This window comes from Mesorhizobium sp. WSM4833, assembly GCF_055811095.1.
The window spans coordinates 246,530-262,604 of record NZ_JBVVQG010000009.1 but is presented as its reverse complement, the minus strand read 5'-3'; the positions used below and the strand labels follow the sequence as shown (position 1 = coordinate 262,604).

Genomic DNA, 16,075 nt, shown 5'->3' with positions numbered 1-16,075 from the left:
GGAATAAATCGATGCCGCACACCACCACGATCAGTCGCATGACGACCACCGGCGCCCCGCCTCGGCTTTCGACCCTCGCACAGTGGGCGGACCGCCACTTCAAATGGATTCTGGTCGCGCCCGCGGTGCTGTTGATACTGGCGCTGTCGATCTATCCGCTGCTGTTCTCACTGGTCGTGTCCTTCATCAACTACGACTTCCAGGTGCCGGGCCACGCCTTTGTCGGCTTGAAAAACTTCGAGCGGGTGGTGTTCGATCCCGTGGCACGGTGGTCGCTCTTGCTGACGGCCTGCCTGTCGAGCATCAGCGTCGCCATCGAATTCGTGCTGGGCCTTCTGGTGGCGCTCACCATGGTGCGCAGCTTTCCGGGGCGCGGTGTCGTCATGTCGATCCTGATCGTGCCGCTTTTCATCAGCCCGGTGATAGTCGGCCAAGCGTGGACGCTGCTGCTTCAGCGGCCTTTCGGGCCAACCAACTACATCCTGACGCAACTGTTGGGGCAGGAGGTGACGATCGGCTGGATGACCGAGCGCCCATGGCTTTATGTCTCGCTGATCATCGCTGATGTCTGGCAGTGGACTCCGTTCATGTTTGTCGTCCTGCTCGCTGGGCTTACCGCAATCCCTCCGAACCTCTACGAGGCGGCGGAACTCGACGGCGTCAATGCCTGGCAGGCCTTCTGGGCGATCACGCTGCCGCATCTCGGGTCTATGATGCTGCTGGCGTTGACCTTCCGCCTGCTTGATGCCATCCGAATGTTCGATACCATTTTTATCATGACCGGCGGCGGCCCGGGTACGCAAACCTACACGGCTTCCTACTATCTCTACACGGTCGGCTTCACCCAGTTTCATCTGTCGCAGGCGACGGCCGGAAGCTGGCTATTCCTGATTTTCACCGCGCTGGTAGTGACGCTGCTGGTGCGGCGGCTCTTGAAGGTGGAGCCGGTCTGATGGCCGCCGTCGCGCCCGCCCGCCGCAGGAAACGCCGGTCGGTGCCGATCGGTCGCATGCTGCTGCTCGGCTTCTTCCTCGTGTTCGTGCTGTGGCCCCTCTACTGGATGTTCAACACCTCGATCAAGCCGAGCGACGACTACCTCACCGTGCCGCCCGTCTGGTTCCCTGCCGAGCCGACCCTTGTACACTACAAAGCTGCGCTGTTCGCTTATCGCGGCCTCGACGGGCTCATCAACAGTCTGATCATTTCGCTGTCGGCCACCGTGCTTTCAGCGTTGTTGGGCACGCTGATGGCTTATAGTCTGGCGCGCTACAACACGGGCGGCCAGCACCTGTCTTTCTGGGTGCTGTCACAGCGCTTCCTGCCACCGATCGGCATCGTCCTGCCGGTATTCCTTATCTATCGTGGCGTCGGGCTGTACGACACCCATATTGGTCTGATCATCGCCTATACGGTCTTCACGCTGCCGGTGTCGGTGTGGATGATGTTCGCGTATTTCCGCGGCATGCCGAAGTCGATGGAGGAGGCGGCCCTGGTCGATGGCTGCACGCGTTGGGAGGCGTTCTGGCGTGTTGCCGTGCCGCTTGCCGCCCCGGGCATCGTCGCGGCGGCCGTCTTCGCTTTCATCGCTTGCTGGACGGAGTTCTTCTTCGCGCTCATTTTGACCAGTCGAACTGCGTTCACGCTGCCAACCGTATTCCGCTCCTTCATCGGCTTCCAGGGCGCGCAATATGGTGAAGCGGCGGCCCTGGCCATTGTTTCCCTCGTGCCATCCATCGCTCTGGGAGTCCTTGCTCAACGACATCTCGTGCGCGGGCTGACGCTCGGCGCCGTTCGCGGATAGAAAGAGGCAGGCATGGCTGAAGTCAGGATCACCGGCTTGCACAAGCGCTACGGCGCCTTCCATGCGGTGCGCGGCATTGACCTCCACATTCGCGACGGTGAGTTCACCGTTCTGGTCGGCCCCTCCGGATGCGGCAAGAGTACCCTTTTGAGGACGATTGCAGGACTGGAGGAGAGTTCGCAAGGCACGATCGAGATTGGCGGCGAGGTGGTCAATGACTTGCGGCCGCGCGATCGTGACGTGGCGATGGTGTTTCAAGACTATGCGCTCTATCCACATATGAGCGTGGCGAAGAACATCGGCTTCGGTCTCAAGGCGCGCAAGATGCCGAAGCCCGAGGTAGAGGCGCGCGTTGCCGAGGCAGCGCGTATGCTCGGCATCATCCCCTTGCTCGGGCGATTTCCACGCCAGTTATCCGGTGGGCAGCGTCAGCGCGTCGCCATCGGCCGCGCCATAGTCCGCAACCCCCGCATCTTTCTGTTCGACGAGCCGCTGTCCAATCTGGATGCCCAGCTTCGCGACGAAATGCGCGGCGAGATCAAGCGCCTTCACCAGGACATCGCCACGACGATGATCTACGTCACCCACGACCAGATCGAGGCGATGACACTGGCTGACCGCATCGTGCTGATGCGCGACGGGTTGATCGAGCAGCAGGGCGCGCCACTCGAACTGTTCGAGCGCCCCGCCTCGATCTTCGTCGCGGGCTTTCTCGGTTCCCCACGCATGAGCTTCCTGCCGGGCACGCTGGCTTTGGACGGGAGCGCCGCCGCCATCCGGCTGGCCGATGGTCTGCTGCCGATCGCCCCCGGGCGGACTCTAAATGGCGCTATAGATGGGCAGTCGGTGCTGCTCGGGCTGCGCCCGGAACATCTGACACGCGCACACGCTGCTACCCCCGAGCCGGGCACGCTGCGCTATGATGCAACCATCGACCTGCTGCAGCCGACTGGCTCGCGCAGCTATGCGACCTTCCGCCTTGCCGGCGCGCCAGTGGTGGCGGAGCTTCAGGCGCACGACGTCAGCCGTCCCGGCGAGAGACTGCCGATCGACATCAACATGAACCGGGCGTCGATTTTTGACGCTGCGACGGAGCAAGCAATTTGACCTTGGCAGCATCTCGAGCCATCCGCTTGTGTGGAACCGAACAGGTCGAGCCACCCTTGCGCACACTTCGCGCGGGACCGTTGTCGGTCGACTTCGACAATGGGGCGTTACGCTACATCCGCCTTGACGGAATTGAGATTCTGCGCGGAATCTCGTTCCTTGTGCGGGACGAAAATTGGGGAACCGCTACAGCCGTTCTCGATGATCTCCACATCGATGAAAGGCTGGATGTGTTCAGCGTCGCATACCGTGCAACATGTTCCGCAACATCCGGTCGCCTGGTTTATCAGGTACGGATCTCGGGCAGTAGTGATGGTGCGCTGGCTTTTGCGGCCGAGGCAGAGCCCGAGACTGACCTTTTGACGAATCGGACCGGCTTCATCGTCCTTCATCCGATCGAAGCCTTGGCGGGCAAGCCGGTAAAGGTGCTGCATGAGGATGGTCATGATGAGCTATCGCTCTTTCCGGACCACATCGACCCTAAATGTCCGTTCACCGATATCCGGGCGTTGTCGCATGAGATCGCGCCTGGGATCTGGGCCACATGCACCATGGACGGTGATGCCTTCGAGATGGAGGATCAACGCAATTGGTCTGACGCTTCCTATAAAACCTATGTCCGCCCTCTGCGTCGCCCGTGGCCTTACCGACTGCCCAAGGGCCAGAAATTCACCCAGGTCGTCCGGCTACACGTGTCAGGAACGCTTCGTGCCGGGGCGTCTGAAAACCGCAATCCACTCATCGACCTGACGATCGGCAGACCCGTCGGCCAAGTGCCTCGCGTTGGCGTCGGCGTCGCTGGCGACGAGGCAAGGCACGCGCTTGAATCCCCCGAGCTTCTACGACGAATGGCTCCGCAGTGGATGGTCTGCCAAGTCGATCTCCGATTCGGACACGGCCATGATGAACTCGAAAGCTACGCCGCGCTTGCACGGCTGACCGGCGCAGGCGTGGTCCTCGAGATCATCACCAAGGGCACGCTCGACCCATTCGGCGAATTGGCGCCCGTCGCTGATGCGGTCCATACAATCGGCCTCAAACTGGAAGCTGTCTCCGTCTTTCCGGCGCAGGACATGAAATCCGTTCAGCCGGGAGCACCGCGGCCGGTCATGCCCAGCTTCCACGAATGCTACTCCGCCGCTCGCCGGGCTTTCCCGGGGATCGGGCTGGGCGGAGGCATGGCCGCTTACTTCACCGAACTCAATCGCAAGCGTCCGCCAGCCGAAGCGCTCGACTACGTGACCTTCACCACCTGTCCAAGCGTGCACGCGGCGGATGATATTTCGGTGATGGAAACGCTTCAGGCTATCCCTCATCAGATACGCTCGGCACATGCTTTCACGGGCGACCGCGTGCCGCTGCGCATAGGTCCCAGTCAGCTCGGCTGCCGCGAGAACCCCTACGGAAAGGGCACCGCGCCGAACAAAGCGAACGCCCGCATATGTCTGAGCCGCATCGATCCGCGGCAGCGCGGGCTGTTCAATGCGGCATGGACGCTCGGCTATTTCGCGGCCTGCGCTCGCGGAGGGGTCGAGGCCGTCGCGGTAGGGGACTTCACCGGCCCCTTTGGCCATATCCACAGGAAGGCTGATTTCGTCCAGCCATGGTATGACCAGCAGGACGGCCGAACGGTCTATCCCGCTTTCCATGTCATGGCGGGTCTCTCAAGGCTCGGCGGAGCCACCCTGCTGTCCGTAGGAACTTCCGGCGCTGACGCCATTGCGACGATCGCAGCTGAAAAAGATTGGCGCGTGACACTGTGGGTCGCCAACCTCACCTCCAAGGCGCAATCTGTGAAACTTCCGGATGCGCCGAGCAGTGCCCGTATAGCTCTTCTTGGCGCCGAGCAGTTCGAACGGGCGGCAACCGATCCCAACTTCATGGAAAGTACCGCAAGACCGCTGGATGACCAATTCATCTCGCTTGACGCTTACGCCGTCGCGCGAGTTGATCTCGACCTACCATTTTCGACCTAGAGCCCGATGTGCGCTGAGGTTGAGAGTTGAGCCCAACGTCATGCGCAGCCGCATCAATCGCTCTGGCCCGAAGCGGGTGACACAGATCGTCAGGCGTCACTGGCCAGGGGAGTGTCGACGCACCTTGTCCCAGGCCGCCAAGATTCGCTGCTTGCATCCGCGTGCGGCATCGTCGACCGTCGGGAATCACATAGACGCATTCTCATGCGGTCGCCCGCCTTGATCCGCCGTCGAGGAGTTCCTGAAGGTCCTCTTTTGGCACCGGTCTTGAAAGCAAAAAGCCTTGTAGCTGGTCACAGCCGAGCTTGCGCAGATAATTGCACTGGCTCTCGGTCTCGACCCCTTCCGCTGTGGTGCTGAGGCCAGTCGCGCGAGCCAGGTCGATAATCGCCTGAACGATGGCCTCGTCACCGTTCGAGCCGCCAAAGCCCTGCACGAAGCTTCGATCGATCTTGATCCTGTCCACTTCCAGGCTCTGCAGTCGGCCCAATGAGGAAAATCCCGTACCGAAATCGTCAAGCGCAAAGCGCACCCCGACACTGCGCAACGCTGCCATGTTCTGCTGGCATTCGGTGGGGCGCTGGGAGAGCGTGCTTTCCGTAACCTCCAGCTCGAGCCGCCGTGGATCCATTTGCGTTTCCAACAAGATGCTCGTCACTTTCATGGCAAAGCTCGGATTGTTCAGCTGCAACCCCGATACGTTCACTGCCAGGGTCTCGATCGGCCAATGCACCGCGTCAAGGCAGGCCTGGCGCAGAACCAGCTCGCCTAGAACTTCAATGAGCCCCGTTTCCTCTGCCAATGGTACGAACAAGTCAGGGGCGACCCAACCACGCTCTGCGTGCGACCAGCGCGCGAGGGCTTCGACGCCCGTCATCCTGTTGGTGTCGGCGGTGTAAAGCGGCTGATAATGCACCCGGATGTGGCCGGGCGTTTGCAGCGCCTTGCGCAGGTCCTGTTCGAGACCCTTACGCTTTGCCAGCGTCTGGTCCATCTCGGGTTCAAACAGAGCATAGCCGCTGCGACCGCCGGCTTTGGCGTGATACAGGGCGAGGTCGGCTTTCCGCACCAACTCGACCTGGTCCACCCCGTCCCTGGGAGCAAGAGCTACGCCGACGCTCACCCCGACAAAAACCTGAACTCCGGCGACCTCGAACGGCCGGCGCGCGGACTCGATCAAGTGCTCGCACAATGTTTTGACCTCATTCTCGCCTGCGACCGCGCGCTGGATGATAATGAATTCGTCACCGCCCAGGCGCGCCACCGTGTCCACCTCCAGGGTCAGCCGCCTCAGCCGGTCTGCGAACTCCCTGAGCAACTCGTCACCGGCAGGGTGGCCAAAGCTGTCATTGACCTGCTTGAACCGGTCGAGGTCAAGATAGAGGATCGCGAGCTGCTCGCCCGTCGCGGGCAGCAGTGTCAGCGCATCAGCCAAACGACTGTTGAAATGGCCGCGACTGTGCAGCCCTGTAAGCAGGTCGTAGTGGGCCAGGTGATAGATGTGATTCTCGGTCTCAATCAGCCTCAAAGTCCGCCGGCGCAAAGCGGCCAGAGCTACAATAATTCCGCCAAGTACCAGTCCGAACACCGCCACGAGTGTTGGCACCAGTTGAAAAAGGACAAACGCCCCGGGCCGATATGGCTGCCACACAAAGAAGCCGACAGTCGAACCAGAGCGACCGACGAGGGGATAGGACGCCTCTTCAGAGCTAAGCATGTTTGACCAGGAGAAGTGTGCGTCGTCGAGCAGATAGTCTTGGCGCAAGGAGGCAAGCAGACTGCCGTCCAGATAGCGAACGGCAACGTGTAGGAATTCCTGACCTGGTACTTGTGCAATGTGGCCGCTGTCGGAAACGACTGGCTTGATGCTGACAATGGCAGGATGGCCGGAGATGACGACCATGTCGGAAGCACCTATCGTGAGCACCTGCTCGGTGACGCCGTCGGTGTCCCCCTGTTTCAGCCTCGCCCTGAGGTTCTCCACGAGAGGCGCAGTGGTCGGGCGTATGGATTGATAGCTCGCCGGATCCACCGCCGATCCATCGGCGAATGCGTAGACTGGCGCGTCCTTCGGATCGAGAATGTAGACCTCATCGTGGCCGAAATACGTGTGCATCCAGGTGCCGAGATTGGTGTCGACCCATTTGGCATCCTGGCTCCGCAGGGCGCTGACCGCGTCGTCCCAGACGGTGACGCTCTCCTGATCGTGGGCTATTCCGCTCTCCAGCTTGGATATGATCAAGGCGACCAAGCTTTTCTGCCGCGACACGGCAACACCATCGGACTGGGTCGCCGACCACAGCAAAAGGCCTGTGGTGAGGGTCGCAACAAGCAGCGTCACGACAATGATGGGCAAAGCCGTTCGCTTGAAAAAAAGGCGACGTGTTGGTTCGCCGAAATGCCGGAGCAGCGTCATGAGGCTGCTTTACGCTAAGAAAACTGCTGGACCGTTAAAGGCGCGGCATCAGGCAAGCTGCACGTTTGAAAAGGCCAGTTCGATAGCCCGGCGTTGAACTGCCAAGGAACAAATTCGCCGCGCGCGCGTTCGAGAGCGGCCTTTGCGGGGACTGAACACGAATGCTACTCGCTTTGGGGAACGCGCTCTCGACGACGGTTATGGCCGGCAGAAGTGGGGGTGCGGAAATTTTCGGCGTGGTCGATCTCAGCACTAAAGCCGAGGTAAGGATCAACGCGATGAATTTGGGAATGGCAATTCAGTTCGTGGCCAATGCCTCGGTGCTCGGTTACGATGTCCGTTCGGCGATGGTCTTCTACGGCGAACCGGGAACGCCAAGCCTCAGGGCAAATGACTGCGATCGATTGTGGGCGCAATTTGGTGCCGCGCTCCTTCGCCCATAACGCCGGACGCTTTTGGCTATCTTCAGCTGTCTGGAGCTAACAGCCCATGCCGCGCCACCGGACCGTCGGATCATGAGATCTGAGAGACCTGACGAGAAATTTGCTTTCGGTCACTTCACCGGCACGCAGAGCCGGTCGGGCACTTTGGGGACAAGGGTGGCGGTGGGTTTGCCGATGCAAGTGCAGTGTGCTCGAGCCAATTCGCGACTGGGCGCCGGTTGAACCGCTCGGCCTGCCTGCCTTACCGCGCGAGGCATGACCTTACCCCACGGCCAACCATTTGCGCGATTGGGCAAACGCCGTGAAGGCCTTGGCGTCCATTGGGCGGCCAAAAACATAGCCCTGCAGAATATCGCAACCAAGCTCCTTCAGGATGCGCGCGTGATCATTCGTCTCGACACCCTCGGCAATGACTTCGATGCCGAGCGATTTGCCGATCTCAATGATCGACGAGACCAGCTGACGCTGCGGGATCGACTGGGTGACGGGCGTGATCAGTTGGCGGTCGATCTTGAGCCGGCGCGGCTGCAGCTTGAGCAGGGACACGATCGAGGCATGGCCGGTGCCGAAGTCATCGATTTCGATGTCGATGCCGAGTTCCTTAATGTGCTCCAGGTTCCAGGTGACCAGGTCGTCATTCTCATCGAGGAAGATGGACTCAACCAGCTCAAACGACACCGTGCCCTTCCTGATGGCAAGCTTGCGCAAGCCATCGATCAGATCCTTGTCCTCCAACCGCTTGGCGGAGACATTGACCGAGACGTGCGGGATCTTGAGACCGCTGTTCGACCATTGGTCGAAATTCTCAAGCGCCTGTTCCAGGACAGCGCGATCGATGATTGCCACGACGTTGAGTTCTTCGGCCACTTTGAGATAGCTTTGTGGGGCCAGGATGCCGCGTTCGGGATGCTTCCAACGCGACAACGCCTCGACCCCGACGATCTCAAGTGTCCTGGCGTCGAACTGCGGCTGATAGTATGTTGTGAATTCGGCGCGCTCCAACCCGCCCAGGATTTCGTCGGCAATTTGCTTGGTCCGCACGATCTCGCTTTGCAGCTCTTCGTCAAAGAATTCGTGTCGGTTGCGACCGCTTCCTTTCGCCCGGTAAAGAGCGAGGTCGGCGTTGACGAGCAGTTGCTTGGCGTCGGTTCCGGCGGCAATTCCGATGCTCACCCCGAACCGGCACGGGTTGCCCTGAAAATCGACCGGTCGGCGCATCTGCGTGATGATGCGGTCGCCGAGCGCGGAAAGTTGCTTGTCATCACGTCCATGGCTCACCACGACGAACTCGTCACCGCCGATGCGTGCAACAAAATCACCGGGACCCGTGTTGACCTTGATGACCTTGGAGGCGTGCACCAGCATGGCGTCACCGGCTGCGTGGCCGAGTGTATCGTTGATCTGCTTGAAGCGGTCGAGGTCCAGATGCAGCAGCGCTGTGCGGGTCCCCGTTACGCTTTTTTCGGCAAGCAACTCATCGAGATAGCGGCGGTTGGGCAGGCCGGTCAGCGGGTCGTGCAGCGCAACATGCTCTACATGCGCCTTTGCGACCTTGAGTTCGGCATTTTTCGATTCCGACAGCTGGCGCTCTCGAATGAGCGTCTCATTGAGCAGCACGTCGCTGGTGACGTCCCACTCGGCGCCGATCATCTTCGGCGTGCCGCCGATGTCCTGGAAGAAGGCTGCGCGCGTGCGCACGTGGCGCGTGGTACCGTCCGCTAGCAGGACTCGATATTGCGAAGAATACGGTCCCTCCCTCTCGGCGGCCGCGTCGAACTCCTGGCGCGCCCTGTCAAAATCTTCGGGATGAATGGCCATCGCCCAGTCTTCATAACCGCGCGGTTTGCCATCGGCTGGCTTGCCGTAGATCTGGTTGACGCGGTCGTCCCATAGCAGTTCTTTTGTGGCCAGGTCGTGCTCCCACACGCCAATTCCAGAAGCTTCCAGGGCCAACTCAAGGCGGCCAGACAGACGTCTGAGCTCGGCATAGTTTTTCTGTCGTTCGCCGAACAGTCGCCCGGCCACCAGGATCGGCAGCACCACCAGCGCGCCGGCAAAGGCTATGAGCCCCCGCAACATCCACGCATTGTTCGGAATGGCCGGCCAGCCTCCCTTCGGTATAGCCGAAATCAGCCAGGAGCCCGAAGGCAGTTGCACATCGGCCGACACCGGCTTGCCGGCGAGGACATTGTCTCCCCCGAAGAATTTTTTGCCGCCACCGCCAAGCGCGTCGGTCCCCGTCAGGGCGACATCAATATCAATCCCGGGGTCATTCAAGCCGCTCGCGGCGTAAAGCTGATCGACATCGATGACAGCGGAGAGGATGCCCCAGAATCGGCTGCCGCCGCCCGCCGTCGGCACAAAGACGGGAATGCGCCCGACAAAGCCCCGCCCTCCCTGGGCCAGGTCGACGGGGCCTGCCAACACAAGAACGCCGAGGTCTCGCGCGCGAAGCGCCGCCGTCCGTTGCGCCTCGCTCTTGCGGTAATCGAGCCCGATCGCCTTCTGGTTGCCTTCCATCGGGTACATCAGCGAGATGACGAGATCGGGCGCACCGGCGATGTTGCGCAGTTGCGATCTCTGTCGGAACAGGTTGCTTGCCAGGGACGCAAATCTCTGCTGTCCCATGTACGGCTCTGTAACTATGGCCGAGACGAGGCCCTGAACAAGCTGGAGATTACCGTTTACATTGCCTTCGAGCTTGGCCCTTATGATGTTGACCTTGGCCTGGACTTCGGCGCGCGCGAGTTGATCGGACACTTTCGTGTTCTGCAAGTCCGCAAGGACCGCGCAGATCACAAGCACGGCCAACGCAATTGCCGCCGGCAAGTTGGCGGTCGAAAAAACCGCCTTTCTTGCACCATCAAAGTCAAAATCCGTTCTGCCCGACCGGCTCAATTGCGTTTCCTTGACAAAAAGCCCATCGGCCAACGTAGGATGAACTGTTTAAATTTGGACTTCCAATCTGCATAAAAGCTTCTGGTCTGTGCCACCAAGTTTCGAAAGGCTGCGCTTGGGCGCTGCGCGTAGTACCGTTGGGCCTGTGCCGGCCAGTCCTGCTGCGCCGAACAGCAGGGTCGTCCTGCTCGGGCGGAAGAAGGGTAGGGAAAGCGAGACGGACAGCCTGGGAGAGGGGAGGGGCGAGATCGACATCAGGAAGATGGATTAGCCTACTACATGCTGTCATCGCTGGTTCGCACCGGGTCATCCGTCCATCTTCTGCTATGATCCCGACGCCGTGACGTTCGTCACGGCTCTTACCCACAGCCCTGACGCATCCTGGCCAGTGAGCTCTAAATTGGCCGCGCTTAACGATCCGGCTCGAACCAACTTGTCGTGCTGCCGCAAGGGTGCGTTACCCTGATCCATTCGCCGATGTCAGGCTCTTCGGCGTACGGGATGGTTACTGGTCCCCACGTCTTCGCAGCTTCAACAACATTTTCGGCCTGAACCTCGGCACGTTCCACAGCTTTGCCGTCGCGTATCAGCTCGACGGTGAAACTCTGCATAGATCGCACTCCTGTCGCGCAATCATATCCCAACCTCTACCCGAAAGGAAAAATCTGTTTTTTCGAAAGGAAATAGCTTCCCAAGGTCCTCGCGGCACAAAGCAGCTATTCGCAACAAAAGGGGCCCGGTGGCCCAACGATGAAACGCATTTTGCTTTTCTTGTGCGGCGAAAGCATGATGGAGCGGGTGGCTAACAGCCGATAAATTTTGCCAACACATTGATTTCAAATCATAATTTCATGTTCCATAATGTATGTTATGCGACTTCTGGATGTAGCAGTTATATAGAGATGCGACACTTGAGCAATTTAGAGATGCGACAGTCCCCGACTTTCACAGCTCATGCTCTGGCCAACTCGAAGCTGGAAAGGAAGGCTGACGACTTCACACTGCCTGGCGTGAGACCGGGCGTATTGCGGAGCCGGCATGCCTTTGATCACCTTGTCGCAAAAAAGAGCTGCATCGTCTTGAAGCCATCCAGAAGATCCGCGACCGGCGGCTGAGCGTCCAGGCGGCGGAGCTTCTTCATCTCAGCCGCAGTCAGGTTCACCGGCTGTTGCAAGCCTATGACCAGGACGGCGCCGGCGGGCTGGTGTCGAAGGAGCGCGGCCGACCGAGCAATCGGCGCCATGATGAGGAGCCGCCGCCGCCGGCCGCGCCACCATACAGCGTTTCGGTCGCTTCGGTGTTGAATGCTATCCCCTGCTTGGGATGCAGCTCCAGGTCAAGAACTGCGGACTGTGACATTGACCACGGGGACCAGCGGCAACGGTTCGCCGTCTTTGCCGGTGAGTTCCGATTCGAACTTCTGGGTGCGGATGATTTCCTCGACCTGGCTGGTGAAATCGTCATGGCGCGCATCTTCGCCACGTTCTCTATCTTCACCTCGCCCTGATACGCAAAGGGCTTGGCCCCATAGAGCGGGTGCGCGTCGACCCATTCGAAGTACTCGCAACATGCCGTCCACAGCTTCTCTGGATCGATGATGATCGGGCTGCGGCCGTGTGAGCTACGGGCCTTCCAAAATTGGTTTCCTGCGGGTGCGGGCATTTGCGAAAATTTCGACGCTTTTACAAAGTTAACCAGCGGCCGGATTCGTACGGTTTTGTGACTTGCTGGATTGCCGATCACATGGTTTTTTCCCACATCGTTGTGTGGGAGTGCGGGCGTGGGCGACGATCAGAAGGACGGTGTTCGGGTAGAACACATAGACGGCCAATGGGCGGTGCAGATCATCGAGGATGGCGTGACCACCCAACAGCTTTTCGACAACGAGGAATTTGCGAGGAGTTTCGCAGCCGGTCAAATCATCCGGCTCAACCTTAACCGGTCCGGCCAAAGCCAAAGCGGCCATGAGGTGGATGGCCCGCGAAACCATTCGTAAACCATGCCAACACGGTAAATATTTTATGTCGAACCGATCCGGTTGCAGGAGGTTTTGGGCGGGTCTGCAACAAAGAGGCCCAGCCAATCCCTGCACCGCTTACCCATCTCGCCCGCCCTGTTGATCTCCTTCGGGATTGCCTGCGGAATTTGCGTCTGGGCGACATCGGATAAGCCAGTGAGCTTCTTTCAAGCCCAGGCGTCCCCGCAGCTGGAAATGCGCGGGACAGTCGGTAACCTTCAATAGATGGACGATCGTCGATGCTACCGGCGGGCCGGTGCTGTCGTGGACGATCCGCTACCGGCTGCGCACGTCGTTCTCGCGCACGGGCAAGACCGCCACCTCTCGAATTGCGGCGCCACGGGGGATCGCGAATAGCGGGCCGGCAGCCGAGGGCGACGAGGTTCTACACGATCAGAACCTACTCGAAGGAATAAGTGAAACCTTCCTTGGAGGCGCCGACGGTGACTTTGGTCATCTTTTCGCCCTCGAGCGACCGGTTAAGCACGCCGCGGCTCAGTTCCGGCAGCAGCGTGTTGGTCAGGATGGCATCGATCATCCGCCCGCCGGATTCGATCTCGGTGCAGCGGGCCTTGACCAGATCCATGACACCGTCGCCGATCACCAGTTCCGCATCGTTGGTTGCCCGCAACCGGCGAGCGATCTTGGCGAACTGGTGGCCAGTGATCGCTTCGATCATCGAATCAGAGAGCGGATAGTAAGGAATGGTCACCACCCGGCCAAGGAAGGCAGCCGGGAAGACCTTCAGCAATGGGCTGCGCAAGGCGGTATCCAGATCGTCGAGCCCGGTCCGCAGCGTGCCATTCCTTGTGCGGTCCATGATAACTTCGGAGCCGACATTCGAGGTGAGCAGGATCAGGGTGTTCTTGAAATCGATCCGGCGGCCCTCGCTGTCGTCCATCATGCCCTTGTCGAAGACCTGGAAGAAGATTTCGTGGACGTCGGGATGCGCCTTCTCGACCTCGTCGAGCAGGATCACCGAATAGGGTTTTCTGCGCACCGCTTCGGTCAGGATGCCGCCCTTGCCGTAGCCGACATAGCCGGGCGGTGCGCCCTTCAGTGTCGAGACGGTGTGCGCCTCCTGGAACTCGGACATGTTGATGGAGATCAGGTTCTGCTCGCCACCGTAAAGCGTTTCGGCCAGCGCCAATGCCGTTTCGGTCTTGCCGACGCCCGAGGGGCCGCAAAGCAGGAAGACCCCGACCGGCTTTTCAGGCGCGCCAAGCCCGGCGCGGCTGGTCTGCACGCGTTTGGCGATCATCTCCATGGCGTGATCCTGCCCCACAACCCGTTCCGAAAGCGTGGCGGCGAGCTTGAGCGCTTTTTCGGTCTGGCTGGACAGCATCCGTCCGGTCGGGATCCCGGTCCAGTCCTGGACCACGGCGGCCACTGCATTGCGGTCAACCGAGGGCAGAATCAGCGGTGTCTCGCCTTGTGCCGCTGCCAATTCGGCCATCAGTGCGCGCAATCGGGCGAGATCGGCGGCAGGATCGGCAGCGGCCTGTGTCTCCGCGTCCGTCTGGGCGGCCTTGGGCGGCTCAGTCTCTGACGACTCCGCTACCTTGGTCTTTTCTGCGTTCGCCGCTGCCGGTTCGGCATCGGCCCCAACGGTGGCCGCATCGAGCGCCACACCCTCGCCGCGCAGCCTGGCGCGCAGTTCGAGTATCTCGGCGACGAGCACCTTTTCACGATCCCAACGCTGCTGCGCCGCAGCCAGGGTGATCTCGCTTTCGGCAAGCCCGGTGTCGACGCGCGCCTGCCGTTCAGCCACCTCGATGCCGATCGCGGCCTCGCGCCCGATGATGCCGCGCTCGACCTCCAGAGCCTGGCGGCGGCGCATGATGTCCTCGACCTCGGCTGGCGTAGCATGCTGCGATATGGCGACACGGGCGCAGGCGGTGTCGAGGAGGCTCACCGCCTTGTCAGGCAGTTGCCGTGCCGGGATGTAGCGATGCGACAGGCCGACTGCTGCCTCGATCGCCTCGTCGAGTATCTGCACCTTGTGGTGTTGCTCCAGAACCCCTGCCACCCCGCGCAACATCAGAACGGCCACCGCCTCCGACGGCTCGTCGATCTTGACCACCTGGAAACGGCGGGTCAGCGCCGGGTCTTTCTCGATGTGCTGCTTATATTCGGCCCAGGTCGTTGCGGCGATGGTGCGAAGTTCGCCCCGTGCCAGCGCCGGCTTCAAGAGATTGGCGGCATCACCGGTTCCGGCAGCACCGCCGGCGCCAATCAAGGTGTGGGCCTCGTCGATGAACAGGATGACCGGCGTTTCGGACGATTGAACCTCGTCGATCACAGCCTTCAGCCGTTTTTCGAATTCGCCCTTCACGCTGGCGCCCGCCTGCATCAATCCGACATCGAGCATGCGCACGCTGACGCCTTGCAGCGTGGGCGGCACATCGCCCTGAGCGATACGCAAGGCAAAGCCCTCAACGACCGCCGTCTTGCCGACCCCGGCCTCGCCGGTCAGGATCGGGTTGTTTTGCCGACGCCGCATCAGGATGTCGACTATCTGCCGGATCTCCGGATCGCGGCCGACGACCGGATCGATCTTGCCCTCGCGGGCGCGTTGGGTCAGATCGGTGGCGAATTTCGCCAAGGCCGAATCTCCGCCCATGGTCCGCTTCGGCGTTTCAGCCGCGGGAACCGCGATGGCTGCGCCGCCTTCGAGCGAACCTTCCACGACATCGGCGAACCGCGCGACAACCGCATCGGCGTCGATCTTGTCGAACTCGCCGCTGATCTTCGACAGCAGGCCTTCCAGAACCGGGGTTTTCAGGCAGGAAAGCAGAATATGGGCGCTGCGGACTTCCTCGACGCCGAACTCCAGCGTCGCGAGGTTCCAGGCTTCCTGGATTGCATGGAAGATATGATCGGAGAATTCCTCGATCGAGGTTGCGCCATAGGGCAACTTGTCGACGGCACGGGTCATATCTGCCGTGAGCCGGCTGGCATCCAGTCCCGCATCGGCGATTATCATTTGCACATCGGAGCGGTCGGAAAGCACCAGCTGCTCGATGAAGTGAACGAGTTCGACGTAAGGATTGCCGCGCAGCTTGGCGCTATCGGCCGCGGCCTTGAAGGCGCGCACCCCGACAGGATCAAGCTTGCCGACCAGTTCCTTACGCTTGAAGCTCTGCGACGACCGGCGCTGTTCCATCGAACGTGCTCCTGCAATCTGCCAGCCGATAAACTGCCACAGATGCCGCCACTTGACAAAGTGCGTTGTGGACGAGGCCTCAATGCCTGGTTCAGCCAGCTTCCTCGTATTGTGGAAGTCTTGCACCACCGGCTGCAAACAACAGCGGAATTGCGCGCCCTGCGCGATGCATTTCTCATACGGATTGACAATTGCGCCACGGAGTTCGGTACTCATGGCGGTGTTCAGCTTCTGTTAATTTTGGAGCACTC

Annotated in this window: 11 protein-coding genes and 1 pseudogene; 7 read left to right on the top strand and 5 right to left on the bottom strand. The window is 60.6% G+C overall.

Annotation, left to right across the window (positions count from 1 at the left end; translation table 11 throughout):
- Positions 1 to 11 precede the first annotated feature (11 nt).
- Genes AC0L2D_RS20395 through AC0L2D_RS20380 form a run of 4 tightly spaced genes read left to right on the top strand, consistent with a single transcriptional unit; the run spans position 12 to position 4,884 of the window.
- Positions 12 to 953 carry a carbohydrate ABC transporter permease gene (locus AC0L2D_RS20395; RefSeq protein WP_063170586.1) on the top strand — a complete coding sequence of 314 codons (942 nt, stop codon included), beginning with the start codon at positions 12 to 14 and terminating at the stop codon, positions 951 to 953.
- Positions 953 to 1,801, top strand: a complete 849-nt coding sequence (locus tag AC0L2D_RS20390; RefSeq protein WP_013525321.1) for a carbohydrate ABC transporter permease — start codon at positions 953 to 955, stop codon at positions 1,799 to 1,801. Before AC0L2D_RS20395 ends, AC0L2D_RS20390 begins: the two co-directional genes overlap by 1 nt.
- Positions 1,802 to 1,813: 12 nt before the next feature.
- Positions 1,814 to 2,908 carry an ABC transporter ATP-binding protein gene (locus tag AC0L2D_RS20385; RefSeq protein WP_013525320.1) on the top strand — a complete coding sequence of 365 codons (1,095 nt, stop codon included), beginning with the start codon at positions 1,814 to 1,816 and terminating at the stop codon, positions 2,906 to 2,908.
- The gene (locus tag AC0L2D_RS20380; protein ID WP_032809278.1) at positions 2,905 to 4,884 is read left to right on the top strand and encodes a D-apionate lactonase family protein; all 1,980 of its coding nucleotides are present in this window, start codon (positions 2,905 to 2,907) and stop codon (positions 4,882 to 4,884) included. Before AC0L2D_RS20385 ends, AC0L2D_RS20380 begins: the two co-directional genes overlap by 4 nt.
- Positions 4,885 to 5,086: 202 nt before the next feature.
- On the opposite strand, the gene AC0L2D_RS20375 is transcribed toward AC0L2D_RS20380, so the two are convergent.
- Positions 5,087 to 7,300: a putative bifunctional diguanylate cyclase/phosphodiesterase gene (locus AC0L2D_RS20375; RefSeq protein ID WP_050596337.1), complete on the bottom strand. Its 2,214-nt coding sequence runs from the start codon at positions 7,298 to 7,300 to the stop codon at positions 5,087 to 5,089.
- Between the two features lie 236 nt (positions 7,301 to 7,536).
- Here AC0L2D_RS20375 and AC0L2D_RS20370 point away from each other — a divergent pair, with 236 nt between their 5' ends.
- Entirely contained in the window at positions 7,537 to 7,743 is a 207-nt protein-coding gene (locus tag AC0L2D_RS20370) for a hypothetical protein (protein WP_245265372.1), read from the top strand.
- 261 nt (positions 7,744 to 8,004) lie between these two features.
- Here AC0L2D_RS20370 and AC0L2D_RS20365 read toward each other — a convergent pair whose 3' ends face one another.
- On the bottom strand, positions 8,005 to 10,641 hold the full coding sequence (locus AC0L2D_RS20365; RefSeq protein WP_027163183.1) for a bifunctional diguanylate cyclase/phosphodiesterase: 2,637 nt from the start codon (positions 10,639 to 10,641) through the stop codon (positions 8,005 to 8,007).
- A gap of 410 nt (positions 10,642 to 11,051) precedes the next feature.
- The gene (locus AC0L2D_RS20360) at positions 11,052 to 11,252 is read right to left on the bottom strand and encodes a hypothetical protein (protein ID WP_013525315.1); all 201 of its coding nucleotides are present in this window, start codon (positions 11,250 to 11,252) and stop codon (positions 11,052 to 11,054) included.
- A gap of 458 nt (positions 11,253 to 11,710) precedes the next feature.
- Here AC0L2D_RS20360 and AC0L2D_RS20355 point away from each other — a divergent pair.
- A pseudogene (locus tag AC0L2D_RS20355) lies at positions 11,711 to 11,893 on the top strand (helix-turn-helix domain-containing protein); the annotation flags it as partial.
- Here the strand turns inward: AC0L2D_RS20355 and AC0L2D_RS20350 are convergent.
- A complete protein-coding gene (locus AC0L2D_RS20350) occupies positions 11,818 to 12,384 on the bottom strand; it encodes a hypothetical protein (RefSeq protein WP_473542135.1) in 567 nt (188 codons plus the stop codon). The pseudogene AC0L2D_RS20355 and the gene AC0L2D_RS20350 overlap by 76 nt on opposite strands.
- A gap of 37 nt (positions 12,385 to 12,421) precedes the next feature.
- Here AC0L2D_RS20350 and AC0L2D_RS20345 point away from each other — a divergent pair, with 37 nt between their 5' ends.
- Positions 12,422 to 12,637, top strand: coding sequence for a hypothetical protein (locus AC0L2D_RS20345; RefSeq protein ID WP_013525312.1), 216 nt, complete (start codon positions 12,422 to 12,424; stop codon positions 12,635 to 12,637).
- 421 nt (positions 12,638 to 13,058) lie between these two features.
- Here the strand turns inward: AC0L2D_RS20345 and tssH are convergent, their stop codons facing one another.
- A complete protein-coding gene (gene tssH, locus AC0L2D_RS20340) occupies positions 13,059 to 15,824 on the bottom strand; it encodes a type VI secretion system ATPase TssH (protein WP_013525311.1) in 2,766 nt (921 codons plus the stop codon).
- Between the last annotated feature and the right edge of the window lie 251 nt (positions 15,825 to 16,075).

What these genes read in the sequence shown, in the direction of transcription:
- AC0L2D_RS20395 (WP_063170586.1), top strand. Translation starts at nt 12, where the DNA reads ATGCCGCACACCACCACGATCAGTCGCATGACGACCACCGGCGCCCCG.
- tssH (WP_013525311.1), bottom strand. Translation starts at nt 15,824, where the DNA reads ATGGAACAGCGCCGGTCGTCGCAGAGCTTCAAGCGTAAGGAACTGGTC.
- AC0L2D_RS20375 (WP_050596337.1), bottom strand. Translation starts at nt 7,300, where the DNA reads ATGACGCTGCTCCGGCATTTCGGCGAACCAACACGTCGCCTTTTTTTC.
- AC0L2D_RS20360 (WP_013525315.1), bottom strand. Translation starts at nt 11,252, where the DNA reads ATGCAGAGTTTCACCGTCGAGCTGATACGCGACGGCAAAGCTGTGGAA.
- AC0L2D_RS20390 (WP_013525321.1), top strand. Translation starts at nt 953, where the DNA reads ATGGCCGCCGTCGCGCCCGCCCGCCGCAGGAAACGCCGGTCGGTGCCG.
- AC0L2D_RS20385 (WP_013525320.1), top strand. Translation starts at nt 1,814, where the DNA reads ATGGCTGAAGTCAGGATCACCGGCTTGCACAAGCGCTACGGCGCCTTC.